Source organism: Sphingosinicella soli (assembly GCF_014199685.1).
Classification (GTDB): domain Bacteria; phylum Pseudomonadota; class Alphaproteobacteria; order Sphingomonadales; family Sphingomonadaceae; genus Sphingosinicella; species Sphingosinicella soli.
Genome location: NZ_JACHNZ010000030.1, coordinates 1 through 17,288, shown reverse-complemented (window position 1 = coordinate 17,288; position 17,288 = coordinate 1). Strand labels below are relative to the sequence as shown.

At 64.0% G+C, this 17,288-nt stretch carries 11 protein-coding genes and 1 tRNA gene; 5 read left to right on the top strand and 7 right to left on the bottom strand.

The features are described from left to right. Positions 1-25: 25 nt before the first annotated feature. From GGQ98_RS12695 to GGQ98_RS12665, 7 genes are all read right to left on the bottom strand, one after another. Positions 26-355, bottom strand: coding sequence for a gene transfer agent family protein (locus GGQ98_RS12695; RefSeq protein WP_184070073.1), 330 nt, complete (start codon positions 353-355; stop codon positions 26-28). Further along, positions 348-1,586: a phage portal protein gene (locus GGQ98_RS12690; protein ID WP_184070072.1), complete on the bottom strand. Its 1,239-nt coding sequence runs from the start codon at positions 1,584-1,586 to the stop codon at positions 348-350. Before GGQ98_RS12690 ends, GGQ98_RS12695 begins: the two co-directional genes overlap by 8 nt. 435 nt (positions 1,587-2,021) lie before the next feature. After that, positions 2,022-2,576, bottom strand: coding sequence for a hypothetical protein (locus GGQ98_RS12685; RefSeq protein WP_184070071.1), 555 nt, complete (start codon positions 2,574-2,576; stop codon positions 2,022-2,024). 197 nt (positions 2,577-2,773) lie between these two features. After that, positions 2,774-4,471, bottom strand: coding sequence for a tyrosine-type recombinase/integrase (locus GGQ98_RS12680; protein ID WP_184070070.1), 1,698 nt, complete (start codon positions 4,469-4,471; stop codon positions 2,774-2,776). An 11-nt stretch (positions 4,472-4,482) separates the two neighbouring features. Continuing rightward, positions 4,483-4,558 (bottom strand) — tRNA-Glu (locus GGQ98_RS12675). A 119-nt stretch (positions 4,559-4,677) separates the two neighbouring features. Then, positions 4,678-6,345, bottom strand: coding sequence for an MFS transporter (locus tag GGQ98_RS12670; RefSeq protein ID WP_184070069.1), 1,668 nt, complete (start codon positions 6,343-6,345; stop codon positions 4,678-4,680). 203 nt (positions 6,346-6,548) lie between these two features. Further along, a complete protein-coding gene (locus tag GGQ98_RS12665; RefSeq protein WP_243451864.1) occupies positions 6,549-7,529 on the bottom strand; it encodes a tyrosine-type recombinase/integrase in 981 nt (326 codons plus the stop codon). A gap of 144 nt (positions 7,530-7,673) precedes the next feature. Here GGQ98_RS12665 and GGQ98_RS12660 point away from each other — a divergent pair, with 144 nt between their 5' ends. The 5 genes from GGQ98_RS12660 to GGQ98_RS12640 all read left to right on the top strand — a co-directional run bounded on the left by GGQ98_RS12660 (position 7,674) and on the right by GGQ98_RS12640 (position 17,200). Next, complete coding sequence (locus GGQ98_RS12660) at positions 7,674-8,981, top strand: EAL domain-containing protein (protein ID WP_184070068.1); 1,308 nt, start codon at positions 7,674-7,676, stop codon at positions 8,979-8,981. Positions 8,982-9,125: 144 nt separating this feature from the next. Further along, complete coding sequence (locus GGQ98_RS12655) at positions 9,126-9,911, top strand: SapC family protein (RefSeq protein ID WP_184070066.1); 786 nt, start codon at positions 9,126-9,128, stop codon at positions 9,909-9,911. Continuing rightward, positions 9,904-11,616, top strand: a complete 1,713-nt coding sequence (locus tag GGQ98_RS12650; protein ID WP_184070064.1) for a ShlB/FhaC/HecB family hemolysin secretion/activation protein — start codon at positions 9,904-9,906, stop codon at positions 11,614-11,616. The genes GGQ98_RS12655 and GGQ98_RS12650 overlap by 8 nt, the downstream gene beginning before the upstream one ends. Positions 11,617-11,636: 20 nt before the next feature. Next, on the top strand, positions 11,637-12,143 hold the full coding sequence (locus tag GGQ98_RS12645) for an invasion associated locus B family protein (RefSeq protein WP_184070062.1): 507 nt from the start codon (positions 11,637-11,639) through the stop codon (positions 12,141-12,143). 29 nt (positions 12,144-12,172) lie between these two features. Further along, complete coding sequence (locus GGQ98_RS12640; protein ID WP_184070060.1) at positions 12,173-17,200, top strand: beta strand repeat-containing protein; 5,028 nt, start codon at positions 12,173-12,175, stop codon at positions 17,198-17,200. The last annotated feature ends 88 nt before the right edge of the window (positions 17,201-17,288 follow it).

The window sequence follows — 17,288 nt, the reverse complement described above, 5'->3', positions numbered from 1 at the left end:
GGCCCGCTGGGCGGACCCCAATCCGCTACCCATTGGCCTGCTCCTGCGATTGTCCGAACCAAGCGGTTTCAAGGATTGCCACGGCCAGCGGGTAGGTTTCGGCCAGCGGGCGGTTGACGGCATAGGCAGCGATCAGCGCGGCGGCGGGTTCGGGGTTTTCGCCTCCGCCGATCAGGCCCAGCCGGATGGTTTCGATGATTTCGCGGTGGTGGAAGTCGCCGCTGAACAGGCGACGGCACAAGCCGCCGATGCCCGCGCCCGTGATGCGTTCAAGCTCCACGATCAGCTCGGGCGGCAGCGCAAAGGCGCGTTCCCGGTCCCCGAAAAACTGGCGATGGCTGGGGGCGTCAGACATTGGCCGCGCCTCCCGTATCCTTGCCGGTGGTGGTGAACGGGTTTTGCAGCACGTCGCCGCCCGACAGCGGGGGCAGGTTAAGGCCCCGGCGAACCTCGTTCGCGGTCAGGACGCCCGCCGCACGATACTGCGAATATGCGGTCGCACGGGTGGCGAAGTCGGCGCGCAGCAGCGCGTCCGTCAGATGCTCCACGAAGATGCTGTCCCGGTCTTCGGCGGGGATCAGCTTCAGGGTGACTTCCGCTTCCCAACGGGCCAGCCAAGGGGAGAGCGAGTAGGTTAGGAACTGCTGTCCGCCCGTTTCGGCATTGGCCCAAGTCTGGCGCGTGTAGTCCATCAGCAAGACGGGCGGGACGCGAAGGACGCGGGCCACTTCGGTCAAGGATAGCTGCCATAGCTCGGTGAACTGATTGTCCACGCTGCTGAAGGCCAGCGGGGTGAAGGTGCCGCCTTCCTCCAGCACGGCGGTTCCGCCAGCGCTGCTGCCCGATGTGGCGGTGCGCCAGCTATCGCGGATGCGTTTGGCGACTTCCGCGCCCAATTTCTGGGGGAAAGACAGGATGCCGGACGGACGCCCGCCGTTGGCGAACAGGCGACAGGCATGGCCTTGCAGGACGATCAGCAGGCCGATGGCATCACGGGCCTGCATCAACGGTGACACGCCGGATACGCCATCGGTGCAGGTCGTGGCCGGGGCGCGCAGGTGGATGATGTCCATGAACCCGACAAGCCGTTGGCCCGCCTCGGTCGTGACACGATAGCGCGGCTCTCCGGTGAGGCGGTCGATTTCGATGGCGACGGCGGTGGGGTGGATGCGGTGAAGCTCGCGGGGTTCGCCCATGCCGTCCCGCACGATCAGCGCGAAGCCGTCCCCGTAGGCGATGGCGTCGGCGGTCAGCAGTTCGCGAAGCTGCGGCCCCCGCGTCCACGGGTTCGCATCAAGGTTCAGCAGGCGATAGGCGGGGTGGTCGTTGTCGCGGTCGCGGGAGGCGTCTTCGCCGCGACGATAGGCGGGCAGCGGGAGGATGCCGGTTGCCTCGGCCAGCGCCTTGACGCCCGCCGCAACAGCAGGGACGCGCATGGCGGTGACGGGATTGACGGCCACGCCTGCCAGCGACGGCACAGCCCCGAAGACAGCGAAGTCAAATGCGGTCGGCTCGGCAAGCGAACGGACTTCATCCGCGACAGGCGCGGACGCTTCAGGCTGCTGGCGTGAAAAGAGACGGAACAAGGCGCGGGCTTTCGGATGGTGGACATGGATTTCATGTCATCCGAAAGCTGGGTCAGCTTTCCCCGAAGCACTACGGGTCTGATGCGCTGTTCGGTCTTATGCCATTCGGGCGGGGCGCGGTCAATAATTCTCGGCGCGGCGGGAGGGGGGCTTTTGGGGGGTGGGGGGCCTGCGGCCCTCGGGAGAGGGAGACATGCGAAGCATGGCTACCGATCCCCATCGGGATACTGGCGTTATCCAGTGTCCCCACTTCCTTCCTGTCCCGGACAAGGTTCGGGAACTGTTGCAGCCCGCCAGCGGAGCGAAGCGGGTTGCACCTATTCCTATCGTAAGATGGGAATAGGAAGTCTCTCCTGTTATTTCCCTCTCCCGTTGATTACGAAGTAATTAAACGTCCAGAACCCGGACATTTACTAAACCGCTAAATTCGGCGTTTTAGGGGTAGAGCGGAAGGCCCTCGTTAACCGCCACTTTCAGTTCATATCCGGCTTCATCCAGTGCTGCGCGAAACGCGGTTTCGTCGAAGTGGACCCACGTCTGTTTGCCCGCGCCGCGCCCATGCGGTGCGAATTGCACGATATGGCTCGCATATTTTTTCAGGCGCGGGACAGCATAGTTTTTCAACTCGCTTGGCTCCAGCCCGGTTGAACTGCACCAGTCAGCTTGCGTCAGGGCAAGATACTCCCGGCTGCCGCCCGGCAATGTCATTTTGTTCGGGGTCGTCTCCCACAGATATGCGATGCGGTAGAGCAAGGTTCCCGCCCGCCAGTCCCCAGCAGCGATAGCACGGCACCTAGCCCATAAGCTCGGCGCGGATAGCCTTGCCTGTTGCTTCGCCTTGACATTGATGGCGCGCTTGATGTTCGCGGCGGTCTTCTGCTCGCGGACCGACGCTTTCGCCGTCTTGGCGTTGCTCTGGCCCTTGGTGAGGGCCTTCTTTGCTGCCGCCTTGGCCTTCGCGCTGGTGCTGAGGGATACGACATTGGACACGGCTCTGGTTCCTTCCGGTATTGCGTGAAGGGATCGCCGGGGGTAGTGTCGCTGTTGATAGTCAGCGTCGGTTTTCCGGCGTTCCCGAAGGCCCTCGCCCTGCAAGGCGGGGGCTTTCTCTTTAAGGTTGGGCAACTGACTGCGCCCGTGCAACGAATTGCTGAAAGGGTGGGACGGTCTTTAACCCACCCCGTTTGTTAGTCGGCTGGCGGCGCGGGCAGCTTCACGCCCACGGCCTTCACCGCCGCCATGCCCTCGACAAGCTGGAACAGCGAATAGCCGTTGCCGTAGTCGTCGGCCACGTCCTCGCCGCTATGGCCCATAATCTGGCGGGCCACGCCTTCGGGCAGGCCGCAATGCCGGGCCGCGTCCTTGAAGGTGTGGCGGAAGCTATGGAAAACCTTGCGCTTGTCGGTGATGCCGATGGTGCCGCGCAGGTAGCTGCTCCACCATTCGCCCCATTTGCTGCCCAACTTCCCATAGGCTCCCGGCTTCAACAGGTGGAATAGGCGGGCATGGCCAGCGTCCTGCTGGGCCTTCACGAATGCGATGAAGCCCAGCGTCTCCAGCACGGGATGCACGGGGACAAGGCGCTCGCTGCCTGCGGTCTTGACCGTGGTGCCGTCTTCGCCGTCATCTTCCACAATCGTGATGAACCAGCCTTGCCGGGTCTGGCCGTCGCCATCGGTATAGGTCTGCCGGGCCACGTCATGGGGACGAAGCTGGGCCATTTCCTCCAGCCGCGCCCCGCTGAACAGGGCAAGCAAGGGGAGCCAATAGGAGGCTTCCCCACGTCCGCTAAGGGGCCGCTGGCCATCCCCATGAACGGGACCGGCAAAGATCGCGTTCAGATCGTTCGCGTCGAAGGGCTGGCGCTTGTCCTTGCTCTTCTTCGGCACCTTGACGGTGATGCCCTTGGCAGGGTTGGCAGGCAGGTGCCCGTTCTCTGCGGCCCAGCCTAGCACGGTGTTGAGACGGCTTAAGCGGGTCTTGATGTTGGCGAGGCTCTGGCCGTCCGCGATCATCGCGGCCTTGTAGGCCAGCACGTCTTGCCGCGTTATTTCGCCCACGGCCTTCGGCCCGGTAAGGATCAGGAACTTGCGCGCTTCGCTCCGGCAACTGTCCACAGCTTTTTGCGAAGGTTTCCGCTCGGCTGCCCAGCCATCCACAATGTCAGCATCGAGCGCGGCCACGCTGGCGGTGGCTGGGGCCTGCGCGGCGGGATCAAACGCGGCATCGTGGAAGGCGGTGCCGTTTTCATTTGTCAGCCGCCCGATGTGACGGCGGGTGACTTCCACCAAGCCCCGCCGCACGATTTCCGCGAACTGCGCGACAAGCACGGCGTCGGTCAGGTCCGCCCCGTGGGCGTGGGCAATGCGGTCGGTCGCCCGCGACACGACTTCATCCTGCCGGGGGTCGCCGGGATCGGTCAGGATGCCAAGCTGGATTTCGGCATCCTGCACCATGTCAGCCAGCTTCTGCTTATCGGCGGGAGGGACCAGCGCCAGCCGTTCGGACGCCTTGCGGTCCATCTCTTCCACGGTTTCCCGCACATAGCTGGTGAGGGCGTCCAGCGAGACGGACATGCGCCCGATGCCGGGCTTGATGCCCTTTTCCGCTTCCCGAAACATTGCTTCGGTGCGGGCATCTTCCATTGTGCGGCGGCGGCGCGCTTCCTTGGGGCTGTCAGTGCCCAGCGCACGGCGAACAAACTTCTTGCCGACTATGCCGACAAGGTGGAGCGGCACGCGCCGGTGATAGTGGTAAGTGTCGCCGCGCTTCAGCAGCCGTTGCATATCAGCCATTTCTTCCATGCCTTTTTGTATCACAGAATTGTGACCAGTGGGCACGTCTAAATGTCTGAAATCTGCCGTTCTTGCCCATTTCTGGGACATTCGGCACCGAATGGTGACCCCTACGGGACTCGAACCCGTGTTTTCGCCGTGAGAGGGCGACGTCCTGGACCGCTAGACGAAGGGGCCACGAGCGGCTGGGCCGCTAGCGAAGGCGCGTGACTAAGCGCACTGCCCCTGGGAGTCAAGCAGGCAAGAAAACGGTCGCTCTGCGGTCTCCGCCGCCCGGTTTCAGGCAGCGACCATGCTTACTGGTCGATATCGCGGCGGAAGGTTTCCGGCAGGAACAGAAGGCCGATCACCAGCGTCATCACCGCCACGACAACGGGATACCAGAGACCGTAGTAGATATCGCCCGTCGCGGCGACCATTGCGAAAGCCATGGTCGGCAGAAAGCCGCCGAACCAGCCGTTGCCGATGTGATATGGCAGCGACATCGACGTGTAGCGGATGCGGGTCGGGAACAGCTCGACCAGAAGCGCGGCTATCGGGCCGTAAACCGCTGTCGCGAGCAGAACCAGGAAGAAAAGGATGGCCACGACCGCCACCTTGTCGATCCGGTCAGGGTCCGCGCGCGCGGGATAACCGGCATCGCCGAGCGCTTGCTCCAACTGATCCTGAAAGGCGGCAATCGCAGCGACGCGCTCTGCACCGACCACCTCTGCCGGGTTCGGCGCCTTGATCGTGGCAAGGCCGATGTGAATCTCGGCAATGGTGCCCGCCGGGGCTGCAACATTCTCGTAGTTAAGGCCCGTCCTGGCGAGATAGGCCTTGGCGATATCGCAGCTCGATGAGTCGAACGTGTTCTTGCCGATCGGATCGAACTGGAACGAGCATTCCGCCGCGTTCGCCGTTATCGTGACCGGCGCCGCCGCCTGCGCCGCCGCGAGCGCCGGGTTGGCGGCTTTGGTGAGTGCGCCGAAAAGCGGGAAATATGTGAGCGCCGCGATCAGGCAGCCGGCGAGGATTATGGGTTTGCGGCCGATCTTGTCCGACAGCCAGCCGAAGAAGATGAAAAAGGGCGTGCCGAGCGCGAGCGCGATGGCAATCAGGATGTTCGCTGTCGCGCCTTCGACCTTCAGCGTCTTTTCAAGGAAAAACAGCGCATAGAATTGGCCGGTATACCAAACCACGGCCTGCCCGGCGACCGCGCCCATCAGCGCGACAAGCACCCACTTGAGATTACCCCATCTCCCGAACGCCTCGGTGAGCGGCGCTTTCGATGTCGTGCCTTCGTCTTTCATTTTTTGAAAGACCGGGCTTTCCGAAAGCTGCAGGCGGATCCACATCGAAATGCCGAGCAGGATGATCGAGATCAGAAAGGGTATCCGCCAGCCCCAATCGGCAAAGGCCGCCTCGCCCATCACGGTCCGAATGCCGATGACGACGAGCAGCGCAGCAAACAGCCCGAGCGTTGCCGTTGTCTGGATCCAGCTCGTGTAGAGGCCCCGCTTGTGGTTCGGCGCATGTTCGGCAACGTAGGTCGCCGCGCCGCCGTACTCGCCGCCGAGGGCCAGGCCCTGCAGCAAACGCAGCGCCACAAGGATGAACGGGGCCGCCACTCCGATGGTGCCGTATGACGGCAAGAGTCCGACCGCGAACGTCGAAAGACCCATGATGCCCATCGTCACGAGGAAGGTGTTCTTGCGTCCGACGATATCCCCGATGCGTCCGAAGAAAATGGCCCCGAAAGGCCGCACCGCGAAGCCTGCCGCAAACGCCGCCAGAGCAAGTATGAACCCCGTCGTTTCATTCACGCCCGAGAAAAAATGCGCGGAAATATAAAGCGCCAGGAGGCCGTAAAGATAGAAATCGTACCATTCGAACACGGTGCCCAGCGATGAAGCCGCGATAACGAGCTTTTCGTTCTGGGTGGCCTTGTGTTGCTTCGGTATCTCCCCATCGCGCGCTGGCATGCTTATGCTTCCCCCTCCCCTGCAAACGGAGAATTTGAAAGGATTCACAGGGCAATGCAAGGGATGCTGTCAAGCGCCGTGCGCACGTCATGATCGGTTGCGCGCGAACGCTTCAGGAAGCGTTCATCGCTGCGCCGTAGGAAGACGGCACGATGCCGGACATCGACAGGACGCATTGCTTCGGCTGATGTCTGGATGAACGTCTACCCGGGCGACTCCCTCCCTTCGGAAAGCCCATCTGTGGCAATTGGACAATTGCACAGCTTCCGATTGGGAGGCAAAGCGTCCGCAACCAGGCCGAATGGCCGAAAAATCGCAATCCGGAAGAATGCCGACCGGAAAGGCGCAACCCACTGGGAAGCAAGGTAAGCATATGAAAATAAATAACAATGCCCGTTACAAAATAACCAATAACGTAACAGATGGCAATAAATTAAACGCGCTGCCGTCCGCAATGTCCAAGCGGGTCTGATCGCGGATCGGGCCTGGGCCGTTCGATAGGCCGCCCCGCGTGATACAGTTTCCGCTGAATGCAGCGGGTCAAGCCATTCCAGGGACTCGATTTTGTTTTCTCGCTGCACATCGCCGCCGTCCGGCAGACGCACCCCTCTGTTACGACCTTCAAGCCACATGCGCGCCGCGATCTGTCGCTCCTCCGGTCCGGACGCATCGGCATAGATCGCGGTCGTCTTCATGTCCGCATGCCCGAGCCATCGCTGCACGAGATTGAGCGGAACGCCCGATTGAACGGCGCGAACGCCGAAACCATGCCGAAGTCCGCGCGGCGTCGCATAGTCTCCGGTAAGTCCTGCTTCGACCATCACCTCGCAAACACGGCGGTATGCGGTCATTCGAGACCAAGTCCACAGAGAAGATTGTGCAGCCGACTTGTCCTTTTGCCACCTTTTCAGGAACGACAGAAACTTTTCGGAAAGCGGAACCTCCCTGTACACAGATTTACCGCGCTTCTTGAGGCACTTTATAATCAGCGTTCCGGCCTGAAAATCTATGCTGTCCTTGGTAACGGAAAGAGCTTCCGATATTCTGCAACCTGTTTCCGCCATCAACCAACAAAATGCGTAAACATCTTTACTTTTTTGTTTCGCAAATCTAACAAAATCTACAGTTTCGGATTCAGTAAGATATTTACGCTTTCCGTTATTGTTATACATGTTCCAGGACATTTTTGCTCTACCATTACATTGGCTTTTTGAATTTTCTTCTTCTGATACAGAATATTGACGCCCTATACTCTGCCGTCCAGCCGTCTCTGATACCGTTTTGGTTATTTCGTCTCAAACTCAGGCGAAATGATTTTGGCGGGACGCATGGCGGATATGGCGGCAAGGTTCACGGCAATCGAGGCGGCAAGCGCGCACCCGGACCTTTCCGTGGCCAGCGCTTTTCACAGCACCCCGATCCTCATCGCGCTTCGAATCGACAATATCCGGTCGATCGCGAAAGCCTACGGCGAAGCCGCTGCGCTGGCGTCCCAGCAGCATCTTGAAACCACGGTCGCTGCACTGGCGACGATGCATGTCGCGAACCGCGCCCTCGGCCGGCTCGACGCTGCGCTCGTCGTTCCCGGCAGCGCCGAAGGCTTCAACGAGCAGTTGCGTAGCGTACTTGCGTGTTCGCCGGCCCGGCATCTGGACATTTCGATTTTCCTGACCGTGTCCAGTGCCTGGTCGGCGGCGACATTCTCGAGCGGGGCAGACATAAGCCCCGCCGGGTTTGCCGCGCTTCACGACAGCCTCGGCGCCTCCCCCGCCGCATGCCCGGATGCCGCGCGCTATCGCCGCGACATGGCGACCGCCGCGCAGGTGTTCACGGCGGCGGCGGAGGGGCGTCTGTTTCCGGCGTGGCAGGCCGTGAGCAGCGAAGGCGATATCCTTTATCACGAATGCCTGTTGCGCCTGATCGGCGACGACATGCCTTCCGTGAGCGACGCGATCACGGCGCTCGAACGCACGGGCCTTGTGCGGGCGTTCGACCAGATCATGGTGTCGCTGGTGCTCGACGAGCTGGAGGACGATCCCGCCGTTCAGCTTGCGGTTAATATTTCAGCGGAGAGCGCGACGCTCGACTCCTGGTGGGACGGCGCGCGCGCAAGGCTGAAGGCGAACCCCGCTGTCGCGCGCCGGCTTGTCGTCGAGATCACCGAGACTGCGGCCTTCCCGTCGATTTCCTGTGCCGCGCGCTTCACGTCCGCGCTGCGTGAACTCGGCTGCCGGATCGCGATCGATGATTTCGGCATGGGCTTCAGTTCGTTGCGAAGCGTGCTTGCGCTGTCGCCGGATTATCTGAAGGTCGATGCCTTCTTTCTGCGCCGCGCGGATCAGTCGGCGCGCAACCGCAGCATGCTCGCGCACCTCATCGGGCTCGCCGGAACGCTTGCCGCCGGAGTGATCGTCGAGGGCGTCGAAACAGAGGCCCAAAGCCTCCTGGTCGCGGCTCTTGGCGCGAATTGGCAGCAGGGTCACTACATCCATTTCCCCTCGACGCTGCGTCCATGGATCGCGCGCCGCAGCGTGGCCGTTTCGGAGAGCAGATTTGCATCCACAATGACCGCATCTGAAGGCGCGGCATTTCTCCCCGCAATTTCGCCGCAGAGATCGATCGGACTGCACGGATGATCCGCACGCGATCGTTGCGCGCGCGGTCCGAAGCACCGGAACGGTTCCATCCCCGGTTCGCGTTGGAGGAAGCCGCGTTTATGCATTTTTCGGCGAAGTCGAACGGCAGTCGCACAAAACAATAACAAATGCTGCTGGTGATCAATGCCCCTGTTACTCTACGAGGATCCCGTCCTTCTCCAGAAGGAACTCCACAGACACGCCGCACTTCTCGCCAGCGAGAGCTATCAATTTGCCGCAGGCGCCGTCGCGGTCCCGCTGAACATGTCGGAGTTCGCGCTCGCGGCGCGTTTCTATCCGATCGTGTTCGCCGACACCGAGGGGATGTTGCCCCTTGCGGTGACCGGGCTGCGCGACCTCTCCAACCTGTTCGTGGACAGGGAGGGGCGCTGGTCGGAAGGCGTCTATGTCCCCGCCTATGTACGCCGCTATCCGTTTCTGCCCGTCACCATGTCCGGCAGCGACGCGCTGATGCTGGCGATCGACCGGCCGCGCCTTGTCGAAGGCGGCGGCGCCGTGCCGGACGATCCGAACCGGCTGTTCGAAGACGGCAACGCCTCGGCGCTCGCCGCCCGCGCGCTCGCCTTCTGCGAGCGTTATCATCGCGATCACCTGCAAACGTCGGTGTTCGCGGCGGCGCTTCGCGAGCGCGATCTTCTCGATACGCGGCGCGCAGAGGTGCGCCTTCCCGATCAGTCGCAATTCCGCGTCGACGGCTTTCGCATGATCGACCGTGCGAAGCTGCGCGCGCTTCCCGACGACACGCTCGGCGACTGGTTCCGCAATGGCTGGCTCGATCTCGCCGCGCTTGCCGAAGCCTCTCAGGCGAACTGGCAGGCTCTGCTCGACCGCCAGGCCACGCAACTCTCCGCCGCAGCGGACGCACCGCAAGCGCGCCGGCGATCAACCAGAAAGCGCACCGATGCGTAAACCCTTCCCGGCGGCCACCGCGCTCGCCGTCATGCTGTGCACCACCTTTGCGGCGGAGGCGCAGGTGACCCCCGCCGACATTCCGCGCACTGCGGAGCCGCGCGCGCAGCAGACGCCCGATCAGACCCCGCAGGCCCGCGCGGCCGCACCCACCCCGACGCCGCTGCTTCGCCAGCAGGTCGCGCCGGAGGCGGCGGCCGAAACACGTTTCACGTTCCGCACGCTCGCGATCGATGGCGCCTCCGCCATTTCCGAAACCGAATTGCGCGCACTCTGGCGCGCAGCGCCGGGGGACGAGATTCCTGTCAGCGATATATTCGCGTTCGCCGACGCCGTCACCCGCGCGTATTCGGCAAGCGGCTACCTGCTCTCCTTCGCGCTGGTGCCCGAGCAGGCGATCTCGGACGGCGCGGTGCGCATCCAGATCATCGAGGGACGTGTCTCCGCGATCCGTGTGAAGCGAAACGGCAAGGTGCGCGAAATCCGCAGCGCGGCAGACGCGGCGGGCGAACCGCTCGCGGTGCGGACGGCGGCGCGCATTCTCGATTCGCGCCCGCTGAAGGCGGACGCTCTCGAACGCGCCTTGCTGCTGATGAACGATCTGCCGGGTCTTGCCGCCACATCGGAACTCGCGCCTTCGCCCGACACCCCCGGCGCGTCGATACTCACGATCGATCTCTCGCACCGCGCCGTGCGCGCCGACTTCAGCTACACCAACATGATGTCGGGCGTGCTCGGGCGCGACATGCTGGGCGGCGGACTGCGTTTCAGCGGCGACAGCGGAGAGGTGCGTCTGCGCGGATGGGCGAGCCCCGATGGAGACCGCTACCGATCCTTCACCGGCGAAGCCAGCAAGTGGCTCGGCCCGAACGGGTTGCGCGTGGACGGGCGCGCCGGTTTTTCGTGGAGCCGCCCGATCGGCGAACTCCTCGAAGCGATCCGCTATCGCGGCGAAACGCTTAATGTCGATCTCGGCATTGCAGTGCCGATCCGTCGCAGCCGCGCGCACAATATCAGCCTCACCATCGCCGGGCACGTGATCGATTCCGATTCGACCATTCTTCGCACGGCGTTCACGCGCGACCGCATTCGCACGGCAAGCGCCGATCTCGATCTCGATTGGGCCGACGCGAGCGGGGGCATCAACGTCGTCCGCGCGGGCGCCGTCAAGGGCTTCTCCGGGCTCGGCGCAACGGCGGATGACGATCCGCTGCGCACGCGGTTGAACGGCTCGGCATCGTTCCTCAATTTCGCGCTCTACGCGCAGCGCTATCAGCCGATCGCGCGTATCGCCGGCGGCGATTTCAGCCTTGTCGCCAAGGGCTCCGGCCAGTGGGCCGCAACCGATGCGCTGCTCAGCGCGGCGGAATGCAGCTACGGCGGCGCGGGGTTCGGGCGCAGCTACGACAGCGGCACGGTGAGCGCCGATCACTGCGTGATGGGCGCGCTCGAAGCGCGCTGGCGCGGTGCGGTGGCGGGCAAGGTCGGGGTCGGCGTTCACGGGTTCGTGGACGGCGGCATCGGCTGGCAGAAAGGCCTGCTCGATACGGGCGAGGCGCGGCGCCATTCCGCGTCCTCGGCAGGCGGCGGCATTTCGGTGCAGATCGGGCCGCGCCTCTCCGCGCTCGCGGAGGCCGCACACGGCCTTTCGGGAGCGACCGAACGCAAATGGCGCGCGAATTTTTCGATCTCTCTCTCGCTATGACCCTGAGCAAGGACAGACTCATGATCACCCTGCCCGCCCTGCTTCTCGCGCTCGCCGCTGCCGCCGAAACCCCGAGGGGCGGCGTCCACGGCGACTGGACCGTGCAATGCACGAAGGCGGCGGACGTGCCGCCGTGCGAGATCGCGCAGGCGGCAACCTCCAAAAGCACAGGCGAGCAGATCATGCGCATCGCCTTCGCCTATCGCGGCAGCGGCGAACGCTATGCCGTGCAGATCCGGCTGCCGCTCGGTGTGCGCCTGTCGCAGGCGCCGCTGCTGCGTCTCGACGAGAATTCCGATCTCGAAGGTTACGCCTTCACGCGCTGCGATGCGGGCGGGTGCTACATCGAGCGCATGCTCGGCACGCCCGAAATCACGCGCCTGCGCGCCGCGAAGGCGGGCGTGCTCGCCGTGCTGGGCAGTGACGGCAAGCCGATGGTGCTGCCGCTCTCCTTCAACGGATTCGCCGAGGCGCTCGACGCATCCGCACTTCAGAATACAGCGTGGGCGAAAGCCGCCAACCGCTGAAAGACCAATAACAAAAAAAGGCGTTCCCGATGGCCCCCCTTCCCGTTTTCAACACGCGCCGCATCGTCCTTGCGGGCACCAGCCTTGCCGCGCTCACGCTTGCCGGCGCAGCCCATGCGGGGCCGAGCGGCGGCACGGTAAGCGCCGGGAGCGCATCGATCGCGGGGGACGGAACCGGCCGCGTGACGGTGACGCAGACCAGCGACCGCGCCATCCTCGACTGGAACAGCTTCTCGATCGGCGCAGGCGAAAGCGCGCGCTTCATCCAGCCCGGCAGCACGTCCGTCGCGGTGAACCGCGTGACGGGCGCCGACCCCTCCGCGATCCTCGGCAGCCTCACCGCGAACGGCCGCGTCGTCCTCATCAACCGCAACGGCATCGCCTTCGGGAAGGACGCCACGGTCGATGTCGGCGGCCTCGTCGCGACGACTGCGGATATCGACCGGCAGTCGTTCATGGCGACGGGATCCCTCAATTTCTCCGGCGGCAGCCTGCCGGACGCGATGATCGTCAACGAAGGCCGCATCACCGTGCGCGACGCGGGGCTTGCCGCGCTCGTTGCGCCGAGCGTGCGCAACAGCGGCACGATCGTCGCCAACCTGGGCCGCGTCGCGCTCGGCGCGGGAACCGGCTTCACGGTCGATTTCTACGGCGACGGGTTGGTGTCGTTTGCGCCCGATGGTCTCGTCGCTGCCACGATCGGCGATGGGAGCGCCGCGCTCGTCGAAAACAGCGGCGTGATCGAAGCGAGCGGCGGCAAGGTGCTGCTGAGCGCGGCGGCGGCGCGCGATGTTCTCAACGCATCGGTGAACGTGTCGGGCATCGTGCGCGCCGACGGCATCAGCCGGAAGGGCGGCAGCATCGTGCTTTCGGGCTCGGGCAACGTCACCGCGGCCGGGCACGTCACCGCCGACAGCGACAGGCAGGGCGGCGGCGCCATCGCGATCAGCGGCGGCAGCGTTTCGCTCGGCGGGCTGATCAGCGCGAGCGGTGCGGACGGCGGCGCGGTGACCGTCGAGGCGGCAGGGCTGCTGTCGCTCGCGGAAAACGTCGCGGCTACCGGCCGTCTCAGCGACGGCGGCACGATCCGCTTCAACGCCGGGCGCATCATCGAAACCGCGACGAGCCGCAACGATGCCTCGGGCATCATCGACGGCGGCGCGATCCGCGCCGTCACCGATGGCGGATTCGCGACCTCCGGCAGCTACGTGGCTGAAGGTGTTTACGGGCGCGGCGGCCGGATCGATCTCGGCGGCGCCGACGTGTCCCTGCTCTCAACGCACATCAGCGCACGCGGACGTCTTGCGGGCGGCCTCGTGCGCGTCGGCGGCGCGTTTCAGGGCGGAAAGACGCCCGATACGGCGCAGGCCTATCATTCCACGTTCCTCGGGCGCTGGGGCACGCTCGACGCCCTGCCGAGCGCGGACACGATCTTTGTCGGCAATGCAACCTCCGTCGATGTCTCCTCCACGCGCGGCGATGGCGGCACGGCGGTGTTCTGGTCGGACACGCGCACGACGTTCCTGGGGTCGGTCGATGCGCGCGGCGGGCGCGGCGGTTCGGTGGAAATCTCCTCTGCAGGCGACCTGCGCCAGGCCGCGCTCGACCGGGTGTTCACGGGCGCTGGCGGACACTTGCTGCTCGATCCGAAAAACATCGTGATCGGCACGGTCGATGATGTCGAAGGCTGGCAATATGCCGCGATTCTCGGCGCGGTCTACGCCAACGACAGCAACCCCGATGAATTCGAGAATTCCGTGGCGGCGGCGCTCGAGTCTTCGGACCGATTCGGAACATCCGTGGCGCTCAACGCCTCAGGAACGCGCATGGCGGTCGGCGCGTTAGCAGACGGCGGCGCGAACAATAGCACGACCAATGTGGGCGCCGTCTATCTGTTCAGTTTCAGCGACGGCGATTTCTCGAACGGCACGCTGACCGGCATCGTCGGCAAGGGTTACGCGGGCGGCAAGAACCTCGATATCGCGCAGCTCGCTGCCGACGACGCGTTCGGCGGTTCGGTCGCGCTGAACGCGACGGGCGATCTGCTCGCGGTCGGCGCTTTCAGGGACGACGGCAAGAATGAAGACGCGAGCGGTTCGGGCGCCATCTATCTGCTGCGTTTCGCGGACGGCAATTTCAGCAGCGGCACGCATGTCGGCACGATCGGCAAGGATTATAACGGCGCGGGCGACATTGCGATCGCCGTTGAAGCCGGCGACGACTTCGGGCGGTCCGTTTCGCTGAACGGCGACGGCGACCTGCTCGCGATCGGCGCGTGGAGCGACAGCGGCTTCGGCAACGCCGCCAACAAAACGGGCGCGGCCTATCTCGTCAGCTTCGCCGACACGAGTTTCGGCGGCGGCACGCACACCGGCACGATCGGCCACGGTTACGTCGGCGCGAATGATGTCGATCTCGCGCTGGACACCGAGGATTTTCTCGGCGTCTCCGTCGCGCTGAATGCGGCAGGCGACCGACTCGCTATCGGCGCGGGCAACGACGACGGCTTCGGCAATAGCGCGACGAATTCCGGCGCGATCCACGTGATCGGCTTTTCCGACACGAATTTCTCGAACGGCGCACGGCTCGGCACCATCGGCAAGGGCTACACGGATGCCGGAGATACGGACATCGCCGCCATCGTCGACGGCGACATGTTCGGCTACACGGTCGCGATGAACGCGGACGGCACGCGCGTTGCCGCAACCGCGCCCGGCGACAATGCCTCGACGAACGATATGGCCGGCACCGGCGCCGTGCACCTGCTGTCGTTCGCGAACACCGATCTTTCCGGCGGCACCTACGAAGGCATCATCGGCAAGGGATACACCGGGGGCAAAAACGTCGATGTCGCAGACCTGGAAGCGGGTGACACATTCGGTTTCGGCCTCGCCTTCAATGCTGCGGGCGATCGGCTGGCGGTCGGCAGCTACGGTGACGACGGCGGCAACAACGGCTTGAGCGATGCGGGCGGCGTCTACCTGATGCGTTTCGCGGACGGTGATTTTTCAGCCGGCACGGTCGCGGGCGTGATCGGCCGCGATACGTGGCGCACGAGCGATGTGGATGTCGCGGGTTTGCAAGACGGCGACCGGCTCGGCATCTCAGTCGCGCTCAACGCCGCCGGGGACCGGCTTGCGGCTGGTGCCATGTATGACAGCGGCGTGCTCGACGACACGGCGCACGCGGGCGCCGTTTATTTGTTCAGCTTCACGGACGGTAATTTCTCCGGCGGAACGCTCTCCGGCATCGTCGGCAAGGGATATGTCGGCGGCAAGAACGTCGATATCGGGCGCCTCGATGCAGACGACTTTTTCGGGTCGGCGATCGCGTTGAATGCGGAGGGCTCTCGGCTCGCGATAGGCTCCATTGGCGACGACGGCGTCGATGAAGCCACGAGCAATGCGGGCGCCGTCTATGTGCTGGACTTCACCGACGGGGATTTTTCGAACGGCGCGGTCAGCGGCATCGTCGGCAAGGGATATTCCGGCGTGAACGGCGTCAACTCTCTTGATGTCGATGGCCTGGACGAAAGCGATCGGTTCGGGCGCGCAGTGACGCTTAATGCCGTGGGCAACCGCATGGCAATCGCGTCGACTGGCGACGACGGTGCGGGGAACAGTGTCGCAGAGTCCGGCGCCGTGCATCTCTTCCTATTGGAAAGTGCCACATCGATGGTGGGCACCATAGGGGCCGGCTATGCTGACGCCGATGATGTGAACATCGCGCTTTCAAGCGATGACAATTTCGGAAACGCGGTATCGCTGAATGCGGCAGGCGACCGGCTTGCGGTCGGCGCGAATGGCGACGACGGGAGCGATGACCTGACAAGCGGCGCGGGCGCGGTCTATCTGTTCGCCTTCGCCAATACCGATTTCACGGGTGCATCCCAAACCGGTACCATTGGCAAGGGTTATGCGGGCGCTGGAGACGTTTCTCTGGCGCTGGATGTCAATGAACAACTTGGACTGGCCGTATCGCTGAATGCGGCAGGGGATCGGCTCGCCGTGGGGGCGCCCGGCGATGCCGGCAACAGCAACACTGCAACGAATGCAGGCGCCGTCTATCTGCTCAGCTTCACCGACACGGATTTTTCGGGCGGTACGCTTTCAGCCCAGATCGGCAGCGGCTACAGCGGCGGCAAGAATCTCGATCTGGATAACCTGGAAGCGGGCGACCGGTTCGGTATCTCTCTTGCGTTGAATGCCGCGGGCGACAGGCTTGCCGTCGGCGCGTTTCTGGACAGCGGCGCGAGCAATCGAACGGCGGGTTCCGGCGCCGTCTACCTGTTCGGATTTCAGGACACGGATTTCTACGGCGGCAGCCTCACGGGGGTCATCGGCAGCGGCTATGCGCGCACGCTCGACCTCGCGCTCAACGGCCTCCCCGATACAGGCGAACAGTTCGGCATGTCCGTCGCGCTGAACGGCGCGGGCGACCGGCTCGCGGTCGGCGCTTTTGCCGACAACGGCGCGGGCAACACGACAGCGGGAGCCGGCGCCGTCTATCTCTTCAGCTTCTCCGACGACCAGTACTCGGACGGTGCGCTGGAGGGCATCATCGGCAAGGACTATGTCGGCGGCAAAAACGTGAACCTCACCCCGCTGGAAGCAAATGACGGATTCGGCATTGCCGTTACACTGAACGACGATGGTGATCGCATGGCGGTCGGCGCCTCGTCGGATGCCGGGTACGGCAACACGGCGACGGGATCGGGCGCGGTCTACCTTTTCAGCTTTTCCGACGACACATTTACGGGCGGCGACCATGTCGGCACCATCGGTAAAGGCTACACGGGCTCAGGCGATATCGACCTCACCCCGCTGGCTGCCGGCGACAGGTTGGGAATCTCGGTGGCCTTGAATGCTGCGGGCGACCGGCTTGCGGCAGGCGCCTATCTCGACGACGGCGTCGCGGGCGGAGCGGAAGCCAATTACGGCGCTGTGTATCTGTTCAACTTCGCCGACACCGACTTCGGTGGAGGCCTCCATACCGGTACGATCGGCAAAGGCTATACCGGCGTGGGAGATGTCGATCTGTCAGGCCTAGATGTTTAGTCCCTCGTTTTGATGGTGCGGTTCTCTGATAAACCGTTTTGGCTGCTCGGACCATATTTTGCAGACATATTCATATGGGGTGAGGCCT

Bases quoted from the DNA above. Each gene is read 5' to 3' on its own strand.
- GGQ98_RS12680 (WP_184070070.1), bottom strand. From the start codon at position 4,471: ATGTCCCAGAAATGGGCAAGAACGGCAGATTTCAGACATTTAGACGTG.
- GGQ98_RS12645 (WP_184070062.1), top strand. From the start codon at position 11,637: ATGATCACCCTGCCCGCCCTGCTTCTCGCGCTCGCCGCTGCCGCCGAA.
- GGQ98_RS12670 (WP_184070069.1), bottom strand. From the start codon at position 6,345: ATGCCAGCGCGCGATGGGGAGATACCGAAGCAACACAAGGCCACCCAG.
- GGQ98_RS12640 (WP_184070060.1), top strand. From the start codon at position 12,173: ATGGCCCCCCTTCCCGTTTTCAACACGCGCCGCATCGTCCTTGCGGGC.
- GGQ98_RS12660 (WP_184070068.1), top strand. From the start codon at position 7,674: ATGGCGGATATGGCGGCAAGGTTCACGGCAATCGAGGCGGCAAGCGCG.
- GGQ98_RS12650 (WP_184070064.1), top strand. From the start codon at position 9,904: ATGCGTAAACCCTTCCCGGCGGCCACCGCGCTCGCCGTCATGCTGTGC.
- GGQ98_RS12655 (WP_184070066.1), top strand. From the start codon at position 9,126: ATGCCCCTGTTACTCTACGAGGATCCCGTCCTTCTCCAGAAGGAACTC.
- GGQ98_RS12695 (WP_184070073.1), bottom strand. From the start codon at position 355: ATGTCTGACGCCCCCAGCCATCGCCAGTTTTTCGGGGACCGGGAACGC.
- GGQ98_RS12665 (WP_243451864.1), bottom strand. From the start codon at position 7,529: ATGTCCTGGAACATGTATAACAATAACGGAAAGCGTAAATATCTTACT.